The 25,813-nt window shown below is 37.5% G+C and carries 22 protein-coding genes; 3 read left to right on the plus strand and 19 right to left on the minus strand.

Annotation, left to right across the window (positions count from 1 at the left end):
* Window positions 1-196: 196 nt before the first annotated feature.
* The 5 genes from VXM77_RS09295 to VXM77_RS09315 all read right to left on the minus strand — a co-directional run bounded on the left by VXM77_RS09295 (window position 197) and on the right by VXM77_RS09315 (window position 10,429).
* Window positions 197-3,226 (minus strand): glycoside hydrolase family 2 TIM barrel-domain containing protein, encoded by a 3,030-nt coding sequence (locus tag VXM77_RS09295; protein WP_338507435.1) that lies wholly within the window; start codon window positions 3,224-3,226, stop codon window positions 197-199.
* A gap of 187 nt (window positions 3,227-3,413) precedes the next feature.
* Complete coding sequence (locus VXM77_RS09300; protein WP_262951076.1) at window positions 3,414-4,286, minus strand: methionyl aminopeptidase; 873 nt, start codon at window positions 4,284-4,286, stop codon at window positions 3,414-3,416.
* A 223-nt stretch (window positions 4,287-4,509) separates the two neighbouring features.
* Window positions 4,510-5,670 carry a translation initiation factor IF-2 N-terminal domain-containing protein gene (locus tag VXM77_RS09305; RefSeq protein WP_338506144.1) on the minus strand — a complete coding sequence of 387 codons (1,161 nt, stop codon included), beginning with the start codon at window positions 5,668-5,670 and terminating at the stop codon, window positions 4,510-4,512.
* Between the two features lie 549 nt (window positions 5,671-6,219).
* Window positions 6,220-7,629 carry a melibiose:sodium transporter MelB gene (melB, locus tag VXM77_RS09310; RefSeq protein WP_161831214.1) on the minus strand — a complete coding sequence of 470 codons (1,410 nt, stop codon included), beginning with the start codon at window positions 7,627-7,629 and terminating at the stop codon, window positions 6,220-6,222.
* Window positions 7,630-8,365: 736 nt separating this feature from the next.
* The gene (locus VXM77_RS09315) at window positions 8,366-10,429 is read right to left on the minus strand and encodes an alpha-galactosidase (protein ID WP_338506147.1); all 2,064 of its coding nucleotides are present in this window, start codon (window positions 10,427-10,429) and stop codon (window positions 8,366-8,368) included.
* Window positions 10,430-11,484: 1,055 nt separating this feature from the next.
* Here VXM77_RS09315 and VXM77_RS09320 point away from each other — a divergent pair.
* On the plus strand, window positions 11,485-12,777 hold the full coding sequence (locus VXM77_RS09320; protein ID WP_338506149.1) for an ISL3 family transposase: 1,293 nt from the start codon (window positions 11,485-11,487) through the stop codon (window positions 12,775-12,777).
* A 72-nt stretch (window positions 12,778-12,849) separates the two neighbouring features.
* Here the strand turns inward: VXM77_RS09320 and VXM77_RS09325 are convergent, their stop codons facing one another.
* The gene (locus tag VXM77_RS09325; RefSeq protein ID WP_161831217.1) at window positions 12,850-14,196 is read right to left on the minus strand and encodes an MATE family efflux transporter; all 1,347 of its coding nucleotides are present in this window, start codon (window positions 14,194-14,196) and stop codon (window positions 12,850-12,852) included.
* A gap of 140 nt (window positions 14,197-14,336) precedes the next feature.
* On the opposite strand from VXM77_RS09325, the gene VXM77_RS09330 reads away from it, so the two are divergent.
* Complete coding sequence (locus VXM77_RS09330; RefSeq protein ID WP_338506152.1) at window positions 14,337-15,506, plus strand: AraC family transcriptional regulator; 1,170 nt, start codon at window positions 14,337-14,339, stop codon at window positions 15,504-15,506.
* On the opposite strand, the gene VXM77_RS09335 is transcribed toward VXM77_RS09330, so the two are convergent.
* The 9 genes from VXM77_RS09335 to VXM77_RS09375 form a co-directional block, all read right to left on the minus strand.
* Window positions 15,503-16,171 (minus strand): restriction endonuclease, encoded by a 669-nt coding sequence (locus VXM77_RS09335; protein WP_338506154.1) that lies wholly within the window; start codon window positions 16,169-16,171, stop codon window positions 15,503-15,505. The genes VXM77_RS09330 and VXM77_RS09335 overlap by 4 nt on opposite strands.
* 131 nt (window positions 16,172-16,302) lie before the next feature.
* Window positions 16,303-17,067: an ABC transporter permease subunit gene (locus tag VXM77_RS09340; protein ID WP_262953780.1), complete on the minus strand. Its 765-nt coding sequence runs from the start codon at window positions 17,065-17,067 to the stop codon at window positions 16,303-16,305.
* Window positions 17,043-17,981 carry an ABC transporter ATP-binding protein gene (locus VXM77_RS09345; protein WP_161831224.1) on the minus strand — a complete coding sequence of 313 codons (939 nt, stop codon included), beginning with the start codon at window positions 17,979-17,981 and terminating at the stop codon, window positions 17,043-17,045. Before VXM77_RS09345 ends, VXM77_RS09340 begins: the two co-directional genes overlap by 25 nt.
* Window positions 17,978-18,181, minus strand: coding sequence for a PLD nuclease N-terminal domain-containing protein (locus tag VXM77_RS09350; RefSeq protein WP_262951065.1), 204 nt, complete (start codon window positions 18,179-18,181; stop codon window positions 17,978-17,980). Before VXM77_RS09350 ends, VXM77_RS09345 begins: the two co-directional genes overlap by 4 nt.
* A 12-nt stretch (window positions 18,182-18,193) precedes the next feature.
* On the minus strand, window positions 18,194-18,322 hold the full coding sequence (locus VXM77_RS09355) for a hypothetical protein (protein ID WP_255421463.1): 129 nt from the start codon (window positions 18,320-18,322) through the stop codon (window positions 18,194-18,196).
* Window positions 18,315-18,632 (minus strand): heavy metal-binding domain-containing protein, encoded by a 318-nt coding sequence (locus VXM77_RS09360; protein ID WP_161831225.1) that lies wholly within the window; start codon window positions 18,630-18,632, stop codon window positions 18,315-18,317. Before VXM77_RS09360 ends, VXM77_RS09355 begins: the two co-directional genes overlap by 8 nt.
* 31 nt (window positions 18,633-18,663) lie before the next feature.
* The gene (locus VXM77_RS09365) at window positions 18,664-18,981 is read right to left on the minus strand and encodes a heavy metal-binding domain-containing protein (protein WP_161831227.1); all 318 of its coding nucleotides are present in this window, start codon (window positions 18,979-18,981) and stop codon (window positions 18,664-18,666) included.
* A 2-nt stretch (window positions 18,982-18,983) separates the two neighbouring features.
* Complete coding sequence (locus tag VXM77_RS09370; protein ID WP_161831229.1) at window positions 18,984-20,072, minus strand: helix-turn-helix transcriptional regulator; 1,089 nt, start codon at window positions 20,070-20,072, stop codon at window positions 18,984-18,986.
* A gap of 125 nt (window positions 20,073-20,197) precedes the next feature.
* Entirely contained in the window at window positions 20,198-21,013 is an 816-nt protein-coding gene (locus VXM77_RS09375; RefSeq protein ID WP_161831231.1) for a DUF3658 domain-containing protein, read from the minus strand.
* Between the two features lie 132 nt (window positions 21,014-21,145).
* Here VXM77_RS09375 and VXM77_RS09380 point away from each other — a divergent pair, with 132 nt between their 5' ends.
* Window positions 21,146-21,502 carry a hypothetical protein gene (locus VXM77_RS09380; RefSeq protein WP_161831233.1) on the plus strand — a complete coding sequence of 119 codons (357 nt, stop codon included), beginning with the start codon at window positions 21,146-21,148 and terminating at the stop codon, window positions 21,500-21,502.
* Window positions 21,503-21,653: 151 nt separating this feature from the next.
* Here VXM77_RS09380 and VXM77_RS09385 read toward each other — a convergent pair whose 3' ends face one another.
* The 4 genes from VXM77_RS09385 to VXM77_RS09400 all read right to left on the minus strand — a co-directional run bounded on the left by VXM77_RS09385 (window position 21,654) and on the right by VXM77_RS09400 (window position 25,791).
* Window positions 21,654-22,844 carry a transposase gene (locus VXM77_RS09385; RefSeq protein WP_161832744.1) on the minus strand — a complete coding sequence of 397 codons (1,191 nt, stop codon included), beginning with the start codon at window positions 22,842-22,844 and terminating at the stop codon, window positions 21,654-21,656.
* A 289-nt stretch (window positions 22,845-23,133) separates the two neighbouring features.
* Window positions 23,134-24,464 (minus strand): IS3 family transposase gene (locus tag VXM77_RS09390; RefSeq protein WP_262951243.1). Its coding sequence is split into 2 segments (ribosomal slippage): window positions 23,134-24,083 and window positions 24,083-24,464, totalling 1,332 coding nucleotides; the frame shifts between segments, so codons are not numbered across the junction.
* Window positions 24,465-24,593: 129 nt separating this feature from the next.
* The gene (locus tag VXM77_RS09395) at window positions 24,594-25,373 is read right to left on the minus strand and encodes a CPBP family intramembrane glutamic endopeptidase (protein ID WP_262951061.1); all 780 of its coding nucleotides are present in this window, start codon (window positions 25,371-25,373) and stop codon (window positions 24,594-24,596) included.
* Between the two features lie 46 nt (window positions 25,374-25,419).
* A complete protein-coding gene (locus VXM77_RS09400) occupies window positions 25,420-25,791 on the minus strand; it encodes a hypothetical protein (RefSeq protein WP_161831237.1) in 372 nt (123 codons plus the stop codon).
* Between the last annotated feature and the right edge of the window lie 22 nt (window positions 25,792-25,813).

The following is a 25,813-nucleotide window of genomic DNA, read 5'->3' on the forward strand; positions in this document are numbered from 1 at the left end:
TAAAAGCAATACCATTCTCCTATTCATCTTATCTACCCATTTCAATCGAATCATCATTTATCCTTCACTAAGCATTAGCAGAGGGCTTCTAATTTTGTTGCTTTTAGCGTGTCATCAAGTGAGGATTTTTAGAAAGTTGGTTGAACTTTATATAAAAAAGGAGACGACATTCGTCTCCTTTTTAGGTGTCTTTTGATTATTGACGGACAGCTTCAATCGTAAAGCTATACTCGTAAGATTGATCTGCCGGAATCTCAAAGCACGGCTCAGGACGTGCGCCCCAAGAATCGTCGCCTCCGACTCCCATTTCTTTTAAATTAATCGATAGGACTGTTTTATGAACCAGTGGTAATTCATAATGGTGGTAAGCAGCCTCTAATTCGTGTGCCGAATATGGAAGAGCGCTTAGGCTTAATGGGACGTCACCGCTAATACGTAATCCTTGTCCCAATTCATTCGTTACCGTTGCGAAACGAACACCCGTATGGTTCCCACATGCTTGAGGAATCACGTATTGAGCAACATTGTCTGCCACTTTATTCGTAAATGTTCCTAAACGTGCACCAAATTCACGATCGGCATACGTCTCATCAGGTCCAAATCCACGCCATGTCAACGTATCAAAGTCCGCTGGTATCGCTAAATCCATTCCGAACTTAAACATATTCGGTAACCCTTTAACTCCATCGTATTTCATCGTAACACGGATTTGTCCATAAGAATTGATGAAATAAGTAACCATCGCATGTGAAATCGGCATCGTATTCAAGTTATAATTAAAGATAACTTCTAAACCATCTTCATGGCGATGAATATCCATTGACTCATGGAAGGCATATAAACTTGCTAGTTTCCATTGGGCCATACGGATTGGCGCCTGATTTCCTCGATCGTTATCTGTTGACGCTCGCCAGAAGCTTGGCATTAATGATAAATTAGGTTGATGAATATACTCGACTCCATCGTATTTTAATGAAACGATGCGCCCCAGGTTCTTCGCAAAAATGACCTCAAATCCATCGCCATTTATTCCAACATTGACATCCCCTTCAGCAATCGTAAACGATTTAATTTCCCGAGAAATATTTTCTTTTTGCGTCGGTTCAATAACTTGTTGACCGAAGGCAACTTCATGACCGGCCTCGGCATAAAGAGTTGCCTCTTTTTGATGAATAGAAACCGTCACAACTTGCTCGTGGGCTGATGGTAAAACGTCGATTCCTAACTCGATAAATCCTCGAGTTAATGGAGCCAATGAGGCCTCTGTTTCTCCCTTAGCAACTACAACATCCCCTTCTTCTACTTGCCACTTAATCACGTACTCATTTAAGTCTGTGAAACAATGCTTATTATAAATCTCTGCCCCACTACCTTTTACTTCAATCATAAACGGTTGATAAGCACCTTTAATCGCTTGAATTTTAGGGGAAATCGTACGGTCTGCATAAATAATTCCATTGACGCAGAAGTTATAGTCCGTTGGTTGGTCTCCAAAGTCGCCACCAAACGCTAAATAAGGGTTACCATTACGATCTTTTGACCATAAAGCTTGATCAATATAATCCCAGATGAATCCTCCTTGGTACATGTCATACTCATCTTCTAACGCAATATAGCGATCCATTCCCCCATTCGAGTTCCCCATCGCATGCGTATACTCACATAAAATAAACGGTTTCGTTGGTTGATTATCTAAAAACTCTTTAATCTCCTCAACCTTCGCATACATTCGACTTTCCATATCTGATGTCTCATTAAAACGTCGATCCCAGAACACGCCTTCATAATGAACAAGACGCGTCTCATCACGTTCTCTAAAGTATTGAGACATTTTATACAAGTTTTCACCACCGTAACTTTCATTTCCACATGACCAAATCACAATACTTGGATGATTTTTATCACGTTCAAGCATCGACTTCGCACGATCTAAAATAATCTCTAAAAACTCAGGACGACCATTTGGAATCGTCACATCTTTACACTCAACGGCCCCCATACGCTGCCAAGTCCCGTGTGTCTCTAAATTTGTCTCATCGATGACATATAATCCATATTCATCACATAACTCATAAAAATAACTTGCATTTGGATAATGTGACGTTCGAACCGAATTAAAATTATGCGCCTTTAAAAACTTCACATCCCATTCCATCTCTTCACGCGTCACGCTTCTTCCGTAGGTTGCGCTAAATTCGTGGCGATTCACGCCACGGAAGACCACACGCTTTCCATTAATATGCATGATCTTGTTAATCATTTTAAATTCTCGAATTCCAACGCGCTGACAAATCGCTTCAACAACTTGATTATTAACTTTAACTTCTAATTCTAATTGATATAAATACGGATGCTCCGCACTCCATAACTGAGCATTTTCAACTTGTAGCGTTAATCTTGCTCTTCCATCAACCACGTGGCACATTCCTGAGGCTGCCACTTGATGATTAGCATCCATTAAATTTGCAGTAATCGTTGCCTCTTCCCCACTCACCGTAAAATCTACTTCAACTGTTGCATCTTGATAGTTGTGATGCAACGGCGTTTTGACGAATAAATCTTCGATGTGAGTCTTTGGCGTCGTATATAAATATACGTCGCGGAAAATTCCTGATAGACGCCAGAAATCTTGGTCCTCAAGCCAGCTTCCTGTTGACCATTTATAAACTTGAACAGCTAGTTTATTTTGTCCTTCACGGTTAATAACCTCCGTTAAGTCAAATTCGCTTGGCGTAAAACTATCTTCACTATATCCAACATACGTCCCGTTACACCAAACATTGAACGCTGTTTCAACCCCTTGGAATGAAATGCACACCTTTTGTCCATCCCACTCTTTTGGAACTTCGAAATAAGTCACGTAAGAAGCGGTTGGATTATACTTTGTTGGAATATAAGGTGGTTTTAACTCTTCGTGTCCATCCCACGGATATTGTGTATTCACATAATGAGGTTTATCATACCCTTGAAGTTGAATATGGCCCGGTACTTGGATTTTATCGAATTGAGAACAATCCCCATCTAATGTCTCAAATCCGATCGGACGTGAATCTAAATTTTCACTATAATTAAATAACCATTCTCCATTTAAATCATGACGCCATTTCATTGATTCTTGTCGTCGTGCCTCATCTAATGTCTCGTAATAGCGATGATCACTGTGTGGCTTTAGACGATTCACTTCAAATACGGTTGGATCTGTTAGTAATCCATAAATGTCTTTCATTTCTTGCACGTTACTTCCCCCTCATTTTAGTAAAATTTATTCTTGTTTACAACTAAAATATTACCATACATCCAACCATATGTAAACGATTTCTAGGTTATTTGTTCGTTTTTAAATCTACAAATTTTATCTACATTCAAAGAGACAAAAAAAAACACGGATAAAGAGACTCTATCCGTGTTTTTGATTAATGTGTTAAAATTTCCGGTCCTTCTTCGGTAATTAAGATCGTATACTCCCATTGGGCTGATGGTTTACGATCAGCTGTATAGATGGTCCATCCATCTGATTCATGTTCAACGACTTCAGCAACTCCCATATTTAACATCGGTTCAATCGTAAACGTCATTCCTGGAACAATCAGACAGTCTGTTCCACGTACGCCGACATGGCTCACGTAAGGCTCCTCATGGAATTCAACACCGACCCCATGTCCACCAATGTTTTGAACAATCGTATAGCCATATTGTGCTGCATGTTCGGAAATCACCGCTCCAATATCCCCTATATAACCCCAAGGCTGTGCCGCTTTTAATCCTAAATCAAGACATTCTTTGGCCACACGAACGAGTTTTTGTTTTTCTTCGTCCACTTCCCCAATCATAAACATTCTTGAAGCGTCCGCATAGTAGCCATCAACAATCGTTGTGACGTCCACATTGACAATGTCACCTGATTTTAAAATTTCATCTGGGCTTGGAATCCCATGACAAACAACTTCATTAATTGAGGTACAAATACTTTTAGGGAACCCATGATAATTTAACGGAGCCGGCGTTCCGCCTAATTCGATCGTATATTGATGAGCAATTTGGTTTAATTCCTCAGTGCTCATTCCCTCTTTAATCACCTCTGCAATTTTATCAAGCACCATCGTATTCACACGCCCCGCTTTACGAATCCCTTCAATTTGTTCATTTGTTTTTAATAATTCACGGGTTGGGACTTCATCTCCTTGATGATAATGTTTTGAAATTTTTTCTTCTATTTTTAAGTGGCATTGTTTATATTTCTTTCCACTTCCACACCAACATTTATCATTACGTCCTATTTTTTGCATGTGTCATCACCTTTTCGTTTAAAATAACTTTCCTTTATAACTATACTATTATTATGGAAAAAATCCTATCTTTAAGCATAAGATTCTCAAGAACTCCGTCGATAAACGAATAAAAAAGCGAGGGTGAACCGTTAATCGGATGTCACACTCGCTTTTTATTATCAAAATTACCCACTTAAAATTTAATACTCTTTGTCTTTTCTTAAAAGACACTAGATGTTCTTTAGGCTACTTGATGATTTAATTTATTCTCAATTAATGCCACCATTCCACTTTGTTGAATTTGTGGGAGTGTTAGCTGGCTTTGGCTCATTCCTTGTAATCGAATTTGATGTGCCGTTTCAATCCCACTCTTTAATAGGTTAACCGCGTCACCCATACGCGTTAATCCATTTTCATAATATTGACGACTAATTCCAAGAATCGATGGTAAAATCTCAGCTTCACACCATCCCTGGTATTCTAAATTATGGATCGTTAAGATCGTTTTAACTCCTTGGTAGAATGGTCGTGATTTGTAATCTACCTCTAACATTAATGGAATCATACTTGTGTGCCAATCATTTAAGTGAATTTCTTCCACGGCGTCCCCTAAGTACGGTAATGCTTCAAGCACTGCACGGTTGAAGAAAGCAAATCGTTCAACGTCATCGTCATATCCATAGATATCGTCACGATGGAAATATCCATCATTTCCAATAAATAAATACGTCACCGAATCAATGACTAATTTGAATAATGAAACACGAACAGTTTTATTTCCAAGTCGAACCGGTAAGTCCATTAGCCAATCCATTTCTTTTCCATAGGCATCCGTAATTGATTGATATTTAGGTAATGCAACCACTAATGAGTGGCCCTCGCTAACCCTCTTTTTCGCAAACTCAGCTGAAATTTTTCCAAGTTCCCCAAGCGAAGTAAACGGCTCACATTCCGTCACGATATACGCCATTTTACGTCCAATGATTCCTTCCTCTGGTTGATCTGCGATCACTACCTCTTCCATCCCGTCGTTCGCATCCGTCTCAAGCAAACACTCTTCTACTTCATCGTTCGCATCCGTCTCAAGCAAACACTCTTCTACTTCATCGTTCGTGTCCATCTCAATCAAACACGCTTCTACTTCATCATTCGTATCCATCTCTACTAAACACGCTTCCACTTCATCGTTTGTATCCATTTCTACTAAACACGCTTCCACTTCACTTACATTCTCCATCGGTTTAGCATGCCCTTCTTCACGGTTAAAATGTTGGCTTAATGCTGATAATTGTTTTTCATCTAACTTTGATTGTGCTTTAACACTAATTCCTAACTCCTGACAAATCCCTACAAGCTCCTTGCTTGTCATTTCATAATTTCTAGCAAATTCGTATACTCTCACCGGAACTTCCCCCCCATTAAACAATCTTTAACATATAACAACATTTTAACATCATCCTTTCATTTTGAACATTCAACTTATGACGAAACTATTCAAATAAAGGAAAAGTTAATCGTTTACACCTTTAAAATCATCGCTTTTTGACACACTTCTCCTCATTTCTCTTTAAAATGTCGGAAAAAGAGAAAAACATTAAGTACCTTACTTTCTGCTAATACTCCTCTCCCTATTCAGATAGAAGATTCTATCCATATGGCTAATATATAACTTGCTATAAATAAAACAGTAAAAAAGGGTCTATATCATCAAAGAATACTTTTGATACTACGGTACACCCTTCTTATTGAAAGAAATGCCCTCAAGGGACCTTTTATTATAACGATAGAAGGAAGACAAAGGCTGCTTACCTCACCATGACTTTCTATTTAATTTAGTAAAATTTTATTTTAGTCTAAATCTTTACCTCCCAAAATCATTAATAACCTTATTTATTTATTTCAACGGATAATCCAAAAATCGACAGAAATTATTCTGTCGATTTTCTATCAATTACATTGCTTTTTTTAATCCGAATGGATTTGTTTCTTGGTTACGGTTTTCTAATTCAATTAATACTTCTTCATGGAAATCTCCATTTAACTTGTAGTATTTTTTATAAATGACAAAGCATGTTACGATGAAAGCAATTGGAAGAATTGTCATTAATCCACGCATTCCTAAAATAGTTCCAGCACTTTGTTCTTGGTTTGCCACAAATCCCATCATTTGTAATCCAACACCGATTGCCCATCCACTGAATGCTGATGCTGATTTTACTAATAACGTTTGGCAAGAGAAGATAATACTTTCATTACGAGTTCCAAGTTTAAATTCTCCATAGTCAACAACGTCTGCTAACATAACTGTTGTTGAAGCTAGGACGAATCCTCCACCACCACGAACTAATAACGCTGAAATCACAACGAATAATGCATTATTTGGAGCAAAAATTCCTGTTAATAATAATCCGATTAATCCGACAACTGGTACGAAGCATCCTACTTTAAATAATTTTTGACGTCCAATTTTTTGAGCTAAGATTGGGAATAATAATAACCCTCCGATTTCAGCAAATCCAGCAAATCCGTTATAGATCGTGAACATTGGTACTTCATCACCTGGAACATATCCGTTCGCATATTTAAAGTAGTAAAGTGCCATCCCACCTAAAAGTTGTAACATTAAGTTCATACATAAAACGATACCGATAAATACTTTTAATTGATCATTTTGAGCAATAATTTTAAATGTTTGTTTTAACGTCACACGTTCTGCTTTTTTAGTTGAAGCTTTATCTGTTTTTGTTGATGGTTCTTTAACATTAAAGCATGTAATTAAAGAAGAAACGATGAAGACAACGGCAATGATAAACGCTAATGATTCGAACCCTTTAACTTGATCCCCTTGTCCTAACTTAGCAACAAATGTTAATCCGAATGTCCCGATTGTTAAACCACCGATACTTGCAAAAATACGAGGAATAACAGCGACTTTTTCACGTTCTGCTTTATCTTTTGTTAACGATGGAATCATTGACCAATAAGGGATGTCCATAATCGTATAAGTCATTCCCCATAAGATGTACATCACTGAGAAGTAAGCATATAATGGTAATCCATCTAAATCAGGTTTTTTAAATAAGAAGAATAAAACAACTGCATTAATAATGGTTCCGATTAAAATCCAAGGTCTAAATTTCCCCCACTTTGTTCTCGTATTATCTACAACCATTCCCATCATTGGGTCGTTTACTGTATCCCAAATACGAGCAATTAAAAATAATGTTCCGACAAATGCTGGAGCCAGTCCGATTACATCCGTAAAATAAAACATTAAATACGTTCCAACAATTCCGTAAACTAAATCCTTTCCTAATGCCCCTATTCCATAAGAGTATTTTGCTCTTGCCGTTAATTGCATTTTTACCTCTCCCTTTTTTAACAGATTCGTTACGATTTATCCCTCTCATAAACCGTAATCGTTTTTATTTCCTTTATGTCTCTAATATACTATAGTGAAACCGTTTTTGCAAGCGTTTTATAGTAAAAAAATAACTTTTTTTACTAAAGGATTTTAGCTCGACTTTTTTCATTAATTTTTAGACCTTATTCCACATAAATTTCTCACATTTCTTGTGAGGGATTCCTTAAAACACGCTTACTTTTATACTAAAATAACTACTCATATAATGTGAAAAAAACGCTTTAAATTTAATAACTATTTGTTTCATTCATCATAAAATTTTCATTTTTGAAATTCTTAACATCATCTATTTATTCTTCCAATCAATTTTTTCAACTAACTAGCACCCTTTAGACATCCTATCAGCTGGCTAGTAGGTATCCCGAACGCTGACTGCTAGCTAGAGCTATTTTATTGCTTTTTCAGCGTACTTCATCATCGTTGATCCTATCCCCCCCCTAAAACTAAACCAACGATCCATTCCCATTTATCTGCACTTCACAAACAAAGTCCCTGATTCACCACCTATCGTGTCTGAGATTTTAAACCGATTGACGCTTTATCCTCACTTTTTACAAGACACTCTTTTTGATTTAAACCACCAATTAAACTGATGGTTTTCATTTATATAAAAAAGGACTGCCCCCGTTAAGGGGGTCAGCCCTGGTCATCACTTATTATAGCTTTATAAAAACTACTCACTCTTTTTAAATTTAATGATAGTGCTCGCGTAATCGCCACTCAATTTGACATCAATCCCGTGATTCATTAAGTAAGCCCCGGTCTTTCTTACCTCTGCTCCTGCTAACATAAAAGTATAAGTCGCTGTTTCATCTAAACCACGTAATTTAATACGCACGCCTGTACGGGCGATTTGTGTCTGCGGTAAGAAGACAAATAATGCTGCTTCTGATTCATTCGCATATTCATAACAGTAGTAATTGTTACGAGACGTATGATTTAAGCGGTAGAAGTCCCCGTTTTGAACCACTTCACGGATTTCTTTGTATTCCTCGATTAATTCCGCAGATAACTTCATTTCCTCATCTGTGAATTTTAAAATATTACATCCCATTCCGAGCGTTCCCATCATGGCGCTATGGAATTTAAAGCGAAGTGGAATTGTCACACGGTTATTCGCATCCGTCACCCAAGCACGCATGGCTTTAATTGGATACACGTAAGAATACGTATTTTGAATCGTTAAACGGTCATACGCATCGGTATTATCGCTTGTCCAGAAATCATCAAATCCGTTTTCCAACATTCCATAATCAACACGTCCTCCTCCTGATGCACAAGCCTCAAGTAAAACATGAGGATAACGTTCTTTCACGCGACGCGCAATGTCATAAACAGCCTCGATATGGCGAACCCACATCTCGCGTGAAAGTCCTGTTTGCGAGATTGGACGATTCGCATCCCATTTAATATAATCAATGTCATATTTTGATAGTAAGTCATCAATCATATTGAAAATAAACGTTTGAACCTCTGGTAACGTCACATTTAAAACCATTTGATTACGCGACGTATCATTCACGCGGTTTTCTACATGGTAAATCCAATCTGGATGATCTTTTAATAACTGAGTTGGCGGGTTCACCATCTCTGGCTCAATCCAAATTCCAAACATCATATCCATTCCTTTAACCGCATCGATTAACGGTGTTAATCCCTCAGGGAATTTTTCTTCATTCACATACCAATCCCCAAGTCCGTCTGCATCGCTATGACGTTGTCCAAACCATCCATCATCAATCACGAATAGCTCAACACCCATCTCTTTTGCCTTACGCGCTAACGCAATTTGTTCATCACATTGAACATCAAATTCCGTTGCTTCCCATGAATTATAAAGAACCGGACGAACCCCTTCGCGTAAAACATGTTGCTTCGCATAATCATGCATGTGGTGACTCATCGCTTCAAATCCTTCTGTTGTATAACCAAATAGCATCGCCGGTGCAACAAATGTTTCCCCTGCATTTAACGTTAATAAGCAGTCGTGCGGATTAATTCCCATTTGCACTAATGTTCCTCCATAAGGACGTGGCTCAATAATTGTCGAAAAATTCCCACTTAATTTTAAAATTCCGTAATACACTTCTCCACTTGTTTCTGTCGCCTGACGATCTAAAATAAAAAATGGATTATGGTTGTGTGTCGAAATTCCACGGCGATTTTCTAAGACAATTTTTCCTTGTCCAAGAGGCTGCTTAAACTCTTGAAATTCTGCTAACCAATGTCCATGGCTTGACGTTAATGTTAAATCTTGATACGGAATATGTAGCTGTGCACTATGGATCTTTTCAACCGTCACCGATTCGTTCATCTTATTCTCTAACGACACAAAACGCTCAATTAAATCTAGTTCTTCGTACACTTTATAGTGTAAATTAAACGCAAAATCATAATGAGCATCTTTTAAATGGATCACTAACTCCTCATCTGTTTGCGTATATCCATCATACTTATACTCAATATCACGCGTTCCATCTGCAAAAATGACCTTTAAGCAATTTTCCTTATAACGCATTCCCCCATATACCGGATATTCCTCGTCCGTTAAATCGAGAATTGGATCATTACTTGAAATCTCAGATAATGGTGGAACATCAAAATCATCCAATGAGTCGATCTTCTCTCCCCAGTAAAGATGACGAACAAGTCCTAAATTATCAATCGCAAATGCATACGTTGTTTTTTTTGTTTCAATCCCGAATACTAATCGCTTCGCATCAATTAAAAATCCCATCTTCTTCTCCTCCAACCTGTTATCCTTTGTTAGGATAACGCTTTCTAAAAAGATTATAATATACTCCTTAAGTTTATTCAACTATTATTTTAGTAAAGTTTTACTTCAACTCTTCATCAATGATTCTTCGGAAGAATAAAAGAAACAAGAAAAAACCAAACTTATAACTTGGCATCATCTTTTGACACTTCTAATGGATGAGTAGAATCAACACGCATGATGAACTAAGAAGCTTTAATAATTTCCTTACTATATATTAACTACATTCATATTCCTCCATCAGTTGTAGACACATCAATTTTATTCCACATCATTTGTTAACTTTTTTAACACTTGCTTTATAAAGGCATGTTCACCTTTACCTTGATCAGCTATTTCCCAGTCTGAAATCTTAAATCTTAAGTAGTTCAAAAATAGATGCCCCCTTAGATATGGTTTTAATTCTTGAGCATAAGGCATGTTGGGATTAACCATTCGCGCACATAAGAAAAAGTACCTCCTGAGTAGGCCCTAAAGCGATTGAATCATAATTGACGTGCTGCTTTTATTTTTTTTATCTACCATGAAAGTACTACTTGTTCATTCAGTTTCCCTCAGAGATGCAACTCCCAGCTTTACTAAAAGAACCGGCTTGTCGTAATTGTTTAATTCAATAATCAAAAGGTGGTAAAGCTGATTAGCAATAATTTCTCTTCGCGTTTTTCCGCTTAGATAGAGTTGAGCCCTTCGTTGTTTAAATTCATCAGTAAATTTATGACCGGGTAGTTAAAGGTTTTGCATGATAAAATGCCTTTAAGGTTTCAGTTAAAAGAAACTAAACTCCCTATCTAATTAAGAGCTTCCTATTCTATCTTATAAAAAAATAGGCTACGATTGATTCCCTTTAAGGGGAGAGTCAATCGCAGCCACTCTAGAATTTAGGTTCTATAATATTGGGTGTGGGTGATGCCCACACCTCTTTTATTGGAATTAAAAAATAAGTACAAAAAAAGAGACATAACGTCCCAAATTCTATACAATGTAATCGACCAAAAAAACACGAAAGGATTGGGTTTATGTCTCACACTAATTGTATCTCAACTTTACTTGATTTAAAAGATAAAAATATTACTTTTTCAAAAAATTGTATCCAAGAAACTCAGATTAAGAATGTTCGTTCTAAACTTATTTTGGGAACTCTTTCTTTTCAACCGACTCGTTGCTACCACTGTGGTCATTCTTTTGACTCAAATATCATTAAACACGGCTTCAAAACTTCACGTATTAAGCTAGTCAAAATTTCCGGATTTGATGCTTATCTAGACTTAAAAAAACAACGTTATAAATGCCGTCATTGCGACCGAACATTTACCCTAGAAACATCTCTTGTTAACCCTAATTGTTTTATTTCCACTCCCGTAAAACAAGCCATCTTTTTAGAAGCTAGTCATAAGAAATCCGAAACAGATATTGCACGTGAGCTTAACGTTTCTCATTCAACCGTTAACCGCGTCATTCATTCTTCCTATGAAGAACAGCCGCTTCCCTTTAATTCTCTCCCAAAAGTTCTTTGTTTTGACGAGTTTAAGTCGGTTAAATCGGCCGAGGGAGCAATGTCCTTCATTTTTTGTGATGCGTCCAATGGAAAGCTAATTGATATCGTTGAAGACCGTCGCTTAAGTACACTAAGGACTTATTTTATGCGATTTTCTAAAGCAGCTCGTGAAGGTGTAACCCACGTCGTCATTGACATGTACGCCCCTTATATGACACTCATTAAAGAGGTATTCCCTAAGGCTAAGATTGTTTTAGATAAATTTCATATCGTTCAACTAGTCTCTCGTGCTCTTAATAAAACACGCATTCGTTTCATGAATCAAAATAAAGAGTTTTATAATAAATTCAAATATTATTGGCGACTTCTCTTAAAAGCCCAAGAAGATCTTAATGCCACTCATTACTTCTATTCCAACTGCTTCAAAAAGATGATCTCTCAACAAGAAATTATTGACTTTTTATTAGCCCTAGACCCTGAACTAAAGGAGACTTATGATTTCTACCAAACTGTCCAACAGGCTATTAAACTTCGTAACCTTGAAATATTTCATCATGCCATTCAACACCCCTCTGACCTGCTTTCACACGAAATGAAAACAGCTTTAAAAACACTCACTCATTATCAAGATTATGTCAAAAATACTATCGAAACTCCTTATACAAATGGAGTACTCGAAGGAATTAACAATAACATTAAAGTCATTAAACGTATTGCCTTCGGATACCGTAGTTTCTACCATTTCAAAGCAAGAATTTTGATTATTCATAAATACACTTTTGAACAAAAAAAGAAGAGGAACCAAGCCGTCTAAAGAATGGCCTAATTCCTCTTGATTACATGTATAGATTTTATTCACCCACACGATTTGACAAAGAGCCAGAATTTAATCTTCAATTAATGAAGATGTATTTTTTAAGTTTCTTTGTTTAAATAAGAAGAAGACAACAAGCAAGGTTAAAATTTCAGCCACAGGGACTGTCATCCAAACCCCACTAATCCCCATAAACTGAGGTAAAATACTAATTCCCGCTAGGATGAAAATAATTCCGCGACAAATTGCGATAATAATAGAAGCTAAAGCATCGCCAATTGACGTAAAGTATCCTGAGAATAAAATATTAAGACCGTTAAAGAAGAACGTAAAGGCATAAATTTTAGAGCCATGTAACGCTAGGTCAAGAACCGCCTGATTATCACTCACAAATAAAAGAATTAAATACTTTCCAAATAAGAAAATAGTGAAGACGAGTATCGTTCCCATCACGATGGCGACCTTGCATGATAAACTCATCATCTGCTTCACACGAGAGTCTAACTTTGCACCATAATTATAAGAAATGACGGGCCCAATTCCTGCCGAAATCCCACAAACAATTAATGACGCAAACAAGGAAATGTATCCAATTGCCGTAAAGGCCGAAACACCATCTTCACCGGCAATTTCCATAAATGCCATGTTAAACACAAACGTTGAAATGGCTGTTGCTAACGAAGAAATCCCTTCCGATGAGCCGTTATATAACAATTGCCCCGTAAACTTTAAATTAAACGTTCCAGTAAAAAAGTTTAAAACCGAACTCTTTTTAATAAACGGAATCGCTGCAATTAAAAAAGAAGTGGTAAATGATAACCCAGTTGCGATTGGAGCCCCTACAATCCCTAACTTTAACTGTTTAATTAACACATAATTTAAAATAATATTTGCAAAAAAGCTAGCGATTGAACTAAATAAAAAGACATTTGGTTTTCCGATACAACGAACGAAAATTCCTAAAATAAATGAGAAACTAATAAATGGAGCAAATAACGCTAAGATTTTAATATACGTTGCTGAATCCGCAAGTAAAACCTCATTCGCTCCTAAAAAAGTCGCTAATTGCTGATTAAAAGTAAACCCCAAACAAGCAACAATTAAAGATAACCCTAGCATAAAAAGACAGGCTGATTTAAAAATATCTTGCGCTCGTTTAAAATCTTTTTCACCTAAACTGCGCCCAATATAACTGGCTCCCCCAATTCCGACAATCATATTCATCCCGATCATCAATTGCATAAACGGAGCGGCAATATTGACACTCGCCATCGCATTCGTTCCAACAAAGTTTCCTAAAAAGATTCCATCTACCATTGTTTGAACCCCTGCTATCGTTAACGATAAAATAGCAGGAATTGAAAACTTTATAAATAATTTTGAAATCTTTTCGGTTCCTAATATATTTTCTTGCATCATTCCCGACAACCTCCTTAACTCCTTTTTTATTTAACTAAAAGACTTGTTTTTAAGCCTGAATAATATTATCATGGAATTTTAAATATTTTAAGTATAAATTTGACCTTTTTATAATGAATTTGACTAAAATGAGGTGTGATATGACGACATTTTCCCATTTTATACACGACATCGCTTACATGAAAGCATTGCTTGAACAGGGATTTGGATGGCCTGTTCAAGTCATCACTGATAAACATCAACAGATAGGTTCTGAGACTCCCCCTTCCGAATGGATGACATCTATTTATGACTTTTCAAATCTTCACCCCTATCCGCAAATTAAATTTTCTCCAGCCAATGAGGCATTTATTTTTGTTAGTGACTTAAAAACAAAAATGAACCCCATAACCTACGTCATGGGGCCCTGCCTTAACAAACCATCTATACCGTTAGAAGCTGAAACAACATCATCATGTCTAAATCAGATTTTACATCAAGCCGCCTTAGTTCATTTGCTCATCAATCAGCAACGCCTTACCGGTGAGGACATTTTAAAGGAAAACTTCTATAACGAGGCTATGATTTCTCAATTAGAAGATAAACTTCGACAGGACTTCACCTTTATCCGAATTGACGACCATGTTCAAACACACATTCCTGGTGACATCCAATATGAAAACCAAATCCTTGCCTGTGTTAGCCATGGACGGGTGAAAGAACTTCTGCCAATCCTCGATCGCATAAACCCTTTTCCACTTCTTTCCGACCACCTTAAAGAAACTCCACTTCAAACGATGAAAACAATGGTTGCTTCCATGATTATTGTTGCTTCAAAAACCGCGAGGGAGAGTGGACTTCCAATTGCCATCAGTTACAAAATCAATACCTTCTATTTACAAGAAATCAATAAAACAACCGACTTAACAACTTTAAATCAATTAAAAATCAGTGCGTTAATTGACTTGACCCATCGGGTGCACGCCTTAAGGCGAACGAAAAACTCGCAAACAGTTAAAGAGGTCACCTTTTATATAAGAAAAAATCTTTATCAAAATCCTTCCGTCCACGATGTCTGTCAGGCACTACACTTTAATCCTAGCTATCTAGCCCGGTTATTTAAAAAAGAAATGAACATGACCATTAGTGAATATATGATGCAAGAAAAAATTAAGGAAGCCAAACAACTCCTCGCCATGACGAATCATTCTATCCTTGAAATTTGTAGCCTTCTACATTTTACTGATCAAAGCCATTTTACAAAAAACTTTAAAAAATTCACGGGCCAAACGCCTAAACAATATCGACAGCACTATAAAGTATTAAATTAAACAAAGTCCATCTCCAACATTTCGGCACCCTCACGGGTCACAAATGAAATAATCTCTTGAATGGCTTGATCATCTAAACAAAGAATATGATACTTTTTCGCCAGTTCCCGCACTTCCGGTGATAAAGGAGCTATGGTCATGATTAATCCTCTGAATACATCATCTCGCTTCATCGTATGAAGAAGGGGGGATAAATCGTCTTTATTGACGGACTCGCCCGCTTCCTTTACGAAGCACCCAATATAAACCTTTTCACCGACCTCATTAATGGCTCGAATGAACTTATAATTTTTGACTCTTACTTCTTGATAATCAAGCATCCTTAACAAATCTGCACAATAAAAACTAAATTGAAACGTTGGAATATCTTTTACCTCATATTGCAGTAATCGTAAACAGCGCTCTGAACGAACTAATGACTGTTTCGCCTGATTCATCTCTTCTTCAATTTGGTGAATCTCTTCCTCTCCTCTACTAATAGACCACACAACCGAAACAGCAAACAGCACCAATACAAGAAGGTACCACCACATCGGCAGACTCTCAAATAATTCAACCATTCGAATAAATACCCCTTGGAAATTAAAATAGGTCACCCAAGCAAATAGCCCCAACATGATATAACTCATTAACTTTAAAACTTTCCCCTCGTTTAAATCATTCATACAAACACATCCTTTCAATACCTCTATTTTGGAAAAATTTCCTCCTCCTATTCAGCGATATAAAAAGGATTGAAATACAAAATCCGACAAAGGACCTACTACCAGTAGGTCCTTTGTCGGATAAAAAAAAGTTATAATTGTTTTTTTCTAAAAATCACAAGCGATCCTATTAATAAAATAACCGTCCATCCAAGCGTTATCAAAACCGGGGTTATTAGTGAACTTAAGTCATACGCCTGATTCAGCATGGCAACATTATCTGTCACCAATTTTAATGGACTCACTTCCTGGATGCGAGGAAATAAATTGACAAAAAATAATCCTCCAGTACATAAGGCAACGAACATGAGTGAGGTCGTCTGACTCTTGACAAGCGTTTGGAAAAAGAGTGATAAAGCTAATAAAAATAGCCCGAATAACCACAACGCCCCCACTGAATAAACTAAATGCGACATCTCATCACCCGGAAACAAATAAACCGTATATCCATACGTCACGACAAACGTCAACAACAAACAACCTGTCCAACTCAGCCCTGAAACCGTATATTTAGCCAAAAGCACCGTTGATTTGGCAAGTCCCTTCGTCACTAAGTGCACCAGCGTCCCCTTGCCTAATTCTTGCGTCAACGTCCCACTAAACATTAACACGATTACCATTAACCCCATCTGCGTCAAATTTTTGAAAAATTGCGCATACGAATCGATGGCTGACGGTTCGGGTAAAGAGATTTCGATTCCTTCCGTCACAAGTTGGCTCATTAAATCCGGCATAAGCTTAGCCATCAACGGACTCATGACACCAAAAGCAAAAAAGATAAGAATCATTAATAATAATTTATACGTTCTGACTAATTCCAGTCCTTCTTTTTTTATAAAGGCAACATAGGCTCGCATCCAATCACCTCCATAAATAACGATTCAAGACTTGGCTCTACAACTTTGAACTGATAAATCGGGATCCTTGCTTCAAGGATTAATTTCAACAGATGCTGCCCGTCCCCCTCTAAATCGTTCACCTCAACATTTAGCATCGTTGCTTGTTGGTTAATCTTTTGAATACGTGCCTCATTCAGTAATAATGAATGCACCTCATTCGCATGCGCGGCATCCTTAAATTCAAGTTGGATTTGACGAGGAGCAAATTGTTTTTTTAACGTCAACAGATCGCCCGTTAGGACGAGTTTTCCTTCATGCAAAATCGCAATCTGATCACAAATTTGTTCCACATCTGATAAAATATGCGTCGAAAATAAAACTGTTGTTTGTTCTTTCACCTTTAATAAAACGTCTAAAATTTCCTTTCGTCCAACAGGATCTAACGCGGAAGTAGGTTCATCACAAATGAGTAATGTAGGATTATTGAGTAAAGCTTGGGCAATCCCTAATCGTTGTTTCATTCCCCGTGAAAATCCGCCAATTCGCCGATTAACGTTAGACAGTCCAACAAGATCTAAAAGTTCGTCACATCTATCTTTTATCACGTGTTTTGGAAGTCCCGTAACCTCTGCGCATAACAATAGATACTCACGAGGCGTCATATAAGCATAAAACTCTGGGACATCAGGAAGATACCCAATCAGCCGATTCGTTTTAGTATTTCCGTAAACAACCGGCTCACCACACACAAAGATTTCTCCTGACGTTGCTTTTAAAAGTCCTAAAATTAATTTCATGGTCGTCGTCTTCCCGGCCCCATTTTGTCCTAAAAACCCAAAGATACACTGACTAGGAATCGTAAAAGAAACGTCTTCAAGCACCGTTTGGTCCCCAAACTGTTTACGTAACCCTTTGACCTCTAGGACTCTCATTCTTCGTCCCCTCTTCCAAATAAGAAGTAAACAGCCGGTCCAATAAACTGAAACACAAGGACTACAACAATCCATAACGCTTTATTTCCAAAACGATAAGATGGGTGCTTCACCACATGAATCACCGAAAAAATAGCTAGGGCGAACTGAGCCACCCCTAACGGAATTAAAAATGGTAAATAGTCAGACCATTGAGTCATAAAAATCCCCCCCTAATAATCTTTGTAATCATGTTGACGCTCCTCTTTTTTCTCTTTTTGACGCTCGATGAATTTATAAAGAATGAGCCCTCCTCCAATGATTAAATTCACCACATAACACCCAATAATGAGTTTAATCATGAATAACGACCGCCGTTCCGTAAGCGACCATTTCCGCGGCACCACTCATCACAGCCGATGACATCAGACGCATCCCGACAATCGCATTAGCTCCCTTTGATTTTGCATCCTCAACCATTCGTCCAATCGCAATTTGGCGCGCCTCTGTTAGCATTTCGTTATAGCCCGTTAATTCACCACCGACGACTCCCTTTAGGGCGGCGCCAATATCTTTTCCGATATTTTTAGAACGTACCGTACTTCCTCGAACAAGCCCCTTCACTTCTACAATTTCTTTCCCAACAATCTGATCCGTTGTTACAATTAGCATCCATACTCAACTCCTTTTTTTCTCAATGTACCTATTCTTTAATAAGCACTGCTGTCCCATAGACGACCATTTCCGCTGCTCCGCTCATGACAGATGAAGACATGAGGTGCATGCCAACAATCGCGTTGGCTCCTTTTGACTTTGCATCCTCAACCATTCGTCCAATCGCAATTTGGCGCGCCTCCGTTAACATTTCATTATAGCCAGCTAATTCACCACCAACGACTCCTTTTAAGGCGGCACCAATATCTTTTCCGATATTTTTAGAACGCACCGTACTTCCTCGAACTAATCCTTTCACTTCTAAAATTTCTTTCCCGGGTATTTCCTGTGTCGTAACAATTAACATTTTCATTCTCCTAGCCGTTTCACTAATTGGATAAAGCGTTCATTTGTTTGTAAAGACATAAATAAAGGTTCCATCACCACAGCGTCTATCATGGATTGTTTAATAATGACCTCATTTCGCGGCGCCATTTTTCCAAGATCAAACGTCTCATACCACTGATCTAACTGATTAAAGAAAGTCGAGGCTCTTAAATAAAAGGAAGACCCGATGGATGTCGCTAATTTCGTATATTGCTCTAAGTAATCAAGTGCCCGTTCCTCTTCTTGAAGCCCCATCCATTTCTTAGCCACCAACAAATAAATAGGCATTAAGCAATACGGATTTAATCCTTCTAACTCAAATGTTTGAACCACCTCTAACAGCTTTTGCAACACTGTTTCAAACTTTGCCCCGTCATTTAATGAGAGCATCATTGGAAAGGCCTCCATCATCAACATCAGTCCTTTATATAAAGCAATCTGCGTTGACTTTTGCGCTTCCTCCCACTCCCCCATCATTTGATAGGCTTGAGCTTGTAAAAGTTCTCCCGTTGCCATCGGTTTTTGACATCCCTCAAGGAGGCGAAGCGCTTCTAACGGTTGATTTAATAAGATGTAACTAAGTGCCTCAAACGTTTGAGCTTGTTTCGCAAGATCAACATCTTCACTATTTACTTTTACACGCTCAAATAAAGACCGTGCCCACTCATTAATAGCCTGTGTTTGGTTTGGGTCTAACATGCTGTGATTAATCATTAAAACGCCTATTTGAAATAACAACGGATAACAAGAATAGTAGCGACGAACAATATCTCGACAAGTCGTGATGACTTCATCAAAAGGTTGCGTCGTAAAATCATGACATAACCGTTGATACAACGAGCGAATCTCATTTTTATCCATCTGTGGTTCATACCCGATGAGTTCATCCACACTTAGATTAAAATAAGCGGCAATAATCGGGAGCAACGCTAAATCAGGATAACTTTGACCTGTCTCCCACTTCGAAATGGCTGCCTTAGAGACCCCTAAATAGTTAGCCAGGTCTTCTTGCGTCATTTTCCGTTCTTTTCTTCGTTTCATAATCATTTTTGCAATCTTTAGTTCTGACACCTTATCACCTAACTTCCTAAGCCTATTATAGGATTAGTATGGGCCAATCTCAATGGAATAATAATCGACTTTAGTTTATAAAATCAACCATGCGTTGATTTTTTTTAGATAACGCTCGCTCCACTCTAAGATTCCCCTCCCCATTTGATAACCTGATCATCAAACTCATCAGAAGGGACCACCACTTGACAGATCCCCGTTTCAAGCATCGCTTTAATTCGTTTAGTATACCATCCTTCATTTAAAGACAGTTCATTTTCTAAGACAAGGTTTCTTATTAAATCAGTTACGGAGGTCGATCCTTTAAGCAGTTGCCATCGAATAAAGGAATCATAAAAGTCTTCAGAAACTCCAAGCACCTTTCCTTCTAGCATCACCCGTAAGGGAGAGGTTTTTAACTGATTCTCCCACATCATCGCAAACACCTTTTTCTCTATCTCCGATAAAACGGTCTCACCTTGAACAAGCATCTGAAAATAATTTTCTGTCATCTCGTCCCAATTTCGAAAAAAGACAAGGCTTTTAAACGGAGTCAGCTGATAAGGGGGACGGTGAACAACCGATAAACTCACCTCAATATCCTTTAAAATGGAACAAAGAAAATAAAGGCCACACCCATCATTCGCCGATGGACCAACCCAAATTCGAAAGGTCGCTCCACGCTGAGCCTCTTTCTCTAACCGTTGCCACTGCTTAGTGAGCGAACGAAATCGGGATCTTAATTCGGCCTCACTCGAGAACTTGCTCCGATGTATCTCACAAAAAAGATTCTCCCTTGAAGTAGAACTGATTCCATCTGAAAAATCCCCTAAGTCAAATAGAAACGGTAAATAAATAATGGATTCAAATTCCTGTATCGGTTCATCCGTTCGCTCCTCAACCGGAATCGTTGACAAATACCACGTATAAGCCGCCCCTTCACTAAAAAACACATCGATCATCGTAAAACCTCCTATTGCCCTTTCTTTCCTGCCTTGCCCGTTCATCTTCATAAAATCTTAATAGTTTTACCACACTTTTCTTAATATTTCCATGATAAAGTATAGGCAACTTGTCAAAAAGGAGCCTTTAAAATGCAAAAGAGACAAAAATTAATCTGTATGATCTTGATTCTTTTATTATCAAGCCTCGTATTCACAACCTGTAACATGACCTATGAGCAAGAATCAGACCCTCATTACTTTAAACCGATTGTGATTGAAGCCAAAAGCATCCCCTCATCATCAGTTGACTCAATTGACGATCCCCCTTTAAAATCAGATGTTTTAACGAGGGAAAACCCATCCACCCAAACAAGAGAGCTCCCAACCCTCACTGCCACACACCTTTTAATGGCGAGCCTTGCTATTGGGCTTTTTAACTTAACACTAGCAATCGGCTATGTTCTTATTCGACTCCTTCAAAAATCACGCCTGTCTTTTAAAAAATAAAGGAAAACCTTCCGCCTCCATATAAAAAAAGCATTGAGCCCTACAGGGTCAATGCTTTTTTTCATCCATCAATCATCCGCTCGTTTGACTATCCCTCTATTAATGTGCAATTTTTAAGAAAAATTTTCCAAGGAATGAAAATACACTTACCCTATGCAATTTTCAACTCTTCAAAAATGGTTTTTAATTCCACACCTTTTTGAGCTTTATGATAAATTAATTTCACTAATTCTTGTTTTTGCTTTCGTTGACACTGGCGTAAACTGTCACCCAAACAACGATTATTTAACGTTATTCGTTTTAAATAAAGGTAAACGAATTGAATCATTAACATCAATCGTTTAATCCCTTGTAAAGTTCGAATTTGATAGTTCCCCATTCCGAAATTTTGCTTCACTTCTCGGAAGAAAATTTCAATAGGCCAACGTTTAGTATAGTGTTTAAGTAGTTGTTTGGCAGACATTTTCAAATCATGACTCATAAAACAACGTAAAGCTTTTTCTTCCAAAGGAGCCGTTTGGGGCCAACTTAAAATGATTTGGACGACATGTCCCCCTCTTATTCGTCCCTTATATAGATATGTATAATAACGCTCAGATCCGACGGTCACTAAGTCGAGATCATGAAGGGATAATGTTTTCGCAAATTGTTTCAGTTGAATTCCGTTGGGACGGTAACCTTTAGGAAGAATGATTCGATTCGTTTTAATCGCTCCTAAATAATGAAACCCGACTTGCTTAGCCGTTTGAAGGAGAGCTTCACACGTATACCAACTATCCGCTAAGACATAGCCTTTATAGGGAGGTTTGGGTAATTCCATCAGAGCTCTTCGAACGAGTTCGATTTTACTCTGTTTCTCTTTTTCATAGGGAATGATTTGATAAGGAAGAATTAAATCCTCACATTGAAGCATCAAGGCGACAAATTGATGACCATAAACGTGTTGATGATGAAGATGAGAAAAGTGCCAGCTACATCCTTGAATAGGATGTGTTGCCCGTGACGAAGGTTTAGTTTTAACACAAGTCGTATCATCAACCATCACGTAAATAGGTTGTTGAGTTTGATAAGAACGCTGATAGATACAGGATAAAACATAGGTTTGAATCTGGTGACTGATCGCCTCCTCATCCCAAGGACTATCCGTTAAAAATCGTCCAAAACTTGTCCGATGACAGTGTTTAACGGCAGAGATTTTCCCCTGATAATTTTCCTGAATCATCAAGTTTAGAAACTGGTTAACATGATTAAACTGAGGTTTAGATAAGAATAAATCTAAATCAAGTTGTTTTAAAAATTTGAAAATTGAATTTGAATCTGATATAATACTATCCATGAACATTAACTTAATTCCCCCTCGTTAATTGGTTGTAGGAGACTTAATTATACAGGGATTTAAGTTAATGTTTTTTCTTTTTTTACTGGTATTTTATAGCTGGAAATTAATTGGAAGTAGTTTTGCACATTAATAGTATCCCTCATAAAGCAAGTTAAAAGGCATTATTGCCGAATAAATACAAAACGTGTCTTAACCTCGATTCCTAAATAGGCCCTTCCTTATTATCGCCCTTATTAAAAAGTCATCCGATTCAAAGTAATCTGTACCCTTTGTCAAGGACAAAGAAAAAAACCTAAGCAACTTGAAGCTGATTTCTGTATCCTACAGGAGTCAGCTTTTTTAAATTCCATTGATATCTAAAGTTGTTATGATAATCTATATATTCTTCAATTTCAATGAGTAAATCATCAAATGTCAGTTGATTGGTTATATCTGCTTCATCTTTTAGATGCCCAAAAAATGATTCTTGTGGAGCGTTATCCCAACAATTCCCCTTCCTAGACATTGATTGTTGAATTCCTAATTCCTTTAATTGATTCGAAAATTGCGGACTCGTATAATGCACGCCCTGATCGGAGTGAATAATCGTTTCCTTCGTTAATTGGACAGTCGGATTTTCTTGAAGTTGGTTCAGTGTTTGGAGAACAAAATCTATCTTTAAATGCTCACTTAATTGAAAAGCTAAAACTTCATTTGTTGCACTATCTAAGATGGTCGAGAGATAGGCAGTCTGACCCTTTCCATATTTTAAATAAGTGATATCGGTTAATAGAACTTTATAAGGTTCTAATGGCCTAAATTGACGATTAACAAGATTTGGACAGACACGATGTGCTTGTGTCGCTTTAGCGAGTTTACGATAGGGATTGCTTCGACGAACTTGACTCAATAGTCCATACTTTTTCATGATTCGATGAATAGATTTTAGGTTAAAGATAATGTTGAATTCCCCTTTAAGAACCATCGCTACTTGGCGAATTCCCTTGTTTTTTCGTCCCTTAAAACAAATGGCCTTTTGAATAACTTCTAAACGATGTTGTTCCTCCTTTAATCGCTTTAAACGAGCTTCTTCAGCACATAACGAAAAATAACGATAATAACCTGATCTTGAAACACCAAGACTATCGCATAAATGAGAAATTAAAGATTTAAATTTAGTTGATGTCTGATTCACTACTTGATGAATCATTTGAAACTTTACTTCTTTAGAGACTATTCGAGCATTTTTCTCATGAGTCTCAACTTTTTTAATAATTCGTTCTCAATCTTTAAAACTTCTAATTCAGCCTGCGTGCGTAATAATTGTTCTTCTAGCGTTAACTCTCGTTTTAGGGACCTTCCAGAATTCTTAGTACGACTATCATCCAATCCTAATGGGCCCTGGGTTTTAAAGGCTTGTTTCCAACGTTTAGCTGCAGAATTCACACGCTGCATGCCAAGCACCGTAACATTAAATCCATAGTATTCGAATATCTCTCGCGGAAACTTTCCTTTCTCGCTCATCATAATAAAGTTCTCCTTAAATTCTTTCGTATAAGTAATCCCTTTTTCAGATACTGACTTAACATATTCGTTTTGTTTGAGTTGTTCAATCTCTTGTGGTGTAAATAACTTCTTGCTCATTTAAAATCCTCCTAAAATCTAATAGTTAATATTATAACAAAAAGGCCCTAGAAGGTAGACTTTTTTTATTTGTCTACTCTCTAGGGTACATTTTAAAGATAGCTTCGCTTTTTTTGTTCGGTCATGGTCTCACTCATCTAAGACTTTTAATTTATAGCCTAAACCGAATCGAGCAATAAACCAACATAGAACAATTCCTGTTAAAAATAACATATAAATTCCAGATAGCCCCTCGGTGTGCTCCATCGTCACTAAAAAATCTTGTAGCGCATGAGCCAGCATCAATGGGACAATCGTCCGATACTTAAATAAAAAGTAAAAATAAACAACCGTACCCGATCCAATAATCAACGTAATGTTAAGCCACTGATCAAAGTTATAGTTCATGTGCAACAGTCCAAAGAAGAAACTCGTCACCAAAACGCTAACGATACAAGAAATCATCCGGTTCTTCATCACCCGAACCAAAACCCCATAAAGAATTAAAAAGAGACAAAACTTAAAAATTTCTTCTCCAATACCAACGAGTGAGTAACGTGCCAATTCATGCACGACGTGTGTCGCTGTTAACGGATAGGTCAATTGATCCAATAATTGAGGATCGTTAGCTGATAAAAAACTTCCCGCTACACTTTCCGCCAAAATTCCGAAGAAATAGACCATTCCCGTCATAGCGATGAGATTAATCAAACTTCCACCTTTATTATAAAAAGGCCCCATTTCCTTTTTCCCAACAGTCACGGAGAAAATTAAAAAGAATCCTAAGTACCCCATTAAAAATAGTTCCGGATTCGAAACTCCTGCTAATAGTGGCGTTCTTAACAAGACTAAAAACCCGATAACGACCATTAAATATGGCATGGGGTGTTTAACGACCGGAATTGAATTTACCGCATTTTTCATTTTCATCCACTCTCCCCCCTATCTCTTATTTCATCAATCTTGATTCAAAAAGTTAAAAACTATTTTGGTAAATTTGAAAAAATCGCGAAATTTCATACGCTTGATTCACAACGTCTTCATCCTCATGGGTAATCTGCCACCCATAATACCCATACGAGCGCCAATTCCATTTCGTAATGGGAAATAAATAATACTCCTCTTTAATAGCCTGAAACCCCTCTTTATATTGTTCAACGATTGTTTCAAAAGCTCGATTGGGATCGATGAAAACAGGTTTTCCTTCCTCGCTCATTCCAACCGCATAAGCAGAATGACCACCAAAATCACTGGGTAACAAACTCATGTCATAAGAAGACACGGCCTGATGAATCGGGCGACACCCCACTAAACAAATACACGATAAAAAAATGATGATCCCTCTCATTTTATCGCCTCCCTAAAAGCCT

Source organism: Turicibacter sp. KK003, assembly GCF_037014675.1.
In the GTDB taxonomy this organism is placed as follows: domain Bacteria; phylum Bacillota_I; class Bacilli_A; order MOL361; family Turicibacteraceae; genus Turicibacter; species Turicibacter faecis.

What these genes read in the sequence shown, in the direction of transcription:
- VXM77_RS09325 (WP_161831217.1), bottom strand. Translation starts at nt 14,196, where the DNA reads ATGATGCAAGAAAATATATTAGGAACCGAAAAGATTTCAAAATTATTT.
- VXM77_RS09400 (WP_161831237.1), bottom strand. Translation starts at nt 25,791, where the DNA reads ATGAGAGGGATCATCATTTTTTTATCGTGTATTTGTTTAGTGGGGTGT.
- melB (WP_161831214.1), bottom strand. Translation starts at nt 7,629, where the DNA reads ATGCAATTAACGGCAAGAGCAAAATACTCTTATGGAATAGGGGCATTA.
- VXM77_RS09315 (WP_338506147.1), bottom strand. Translation starts at nt 10,429, where the DNA reads ATGGGATTTTTAATTGATGCGAAGCGATTAGTATTCGGGATTGAAACA.
- VXM77_RS09365 (WP_161831227.1), bottom strand. Translation starts at nt 18,981, where the DNA reads ATGTTAATTGTTACGACACAGGAAATACCCGGGAAAGAAATTTTAGAA.
- VXM77_RS09355 (WP_255421463.1), bottom strand. Translation starts at nt 18,322, where the DNA reads ATGATTAAACTCATTATTGGGTGTTATGTGGTGAATTTAATCATTGGA.
- VXM77_RS09380 (WP_161831233.1), top strand. Translation starts at nt 21,146, where the DNA reads ATGCAAAAGAGACAAAAATTAATCTGTATGATCTTGATTCTTTTATTA.
- VXM77_RS09345 (WP_161831224.1), bottom strand. Translation starts at nt 17,981, where the DNA reads ATGAGAGTCCTAGAGGTCAAAGGGTTACGTAAACAGTTTGGGGACCAA.
- VXM77_RS09375 (WP_161831231.1), bottom strand. Translation starts at nt 21,013, where the DNA reads ATGATCGATGTGTTTTTTAGTGAAGGGGCGGCTTATACGTGGTATTTG.
- VXM77_RS09295 (WP_338507435.1), bottom strand. Translation starts at nt 3,226, where the DNA reads ATGAAAGACATTTATGGATTACTAACAGATCCAACCGTATTTGAAGTG.
- VXM77_RS09330 (WP_338506152.1), top strand. Translation starts at nt 14,337, where the DNA reads ATGACGACATTTTCCCATTTTATACACGACATCGCTTACATGAAAGCA.
- VXM77_RS09320 (WP_338506149.1), top strand. Translation starts at nt 11,485, where the DNA reads ATGTCTCACACTAATTGTATCTCAACTTTACTTGATTTAAAAGATAAA.
- VXM77_RS09335 (WP_338506154.1), bottom strand. Translation starts at nt 16,171, where the DNA reads ATGAATGATTTAAACGAGGGGAAAGTTTTAAAGTTAATGAGTTATATC.
- VXM77_RS09385 (WP_161832744.1), bottom strand. Translation starts at nt 22,844, where the DNA reads ATGTTCATGGATAGTATTATATCAGATTCAAATTCAATTTTCAAATTT.
- VXM77_RS09350 (WP_262951065.1), bottom strand. Translation starts at nt 18,181, where the DNA reads ATGACTCAATGGTCTGACTATTTACCATTTTTAATTCCGTTAGGGGTG.
- VXM77_RS09360 (WP_161831225.1), bottom strand. Translation starts at nt 18,632, where the DNA reads ATGCTAATTGTAACAACGGATCAGATTGTTGGGAAAGAAATTGTAGAA.
- VXM77_RS09300 (WP_262951076.1), bottom strand. Translation starts at nt 4,286, where the DNA reads ATGCAAAAAATAGGACGTAATGATAAATGTTGGTGTGGAAGTGGAAAG.
- VXM77_RS09395 (WP_262951061.1), bottom strand. Translation starts at nt 25,373, where the DNA reads ATGAAAATGAAAAATGCGGTAAATTCAATTCCGGTCGTTAAACACCCC.
- VXM77_RS09340 (WP_262953780.1), bottom strand. Translation starts at nt 17,067, where the DNA reads ATGCGAGCCTATGTTGCCTTTATAAAAAAAGAAGGACTGGAATTAGTC.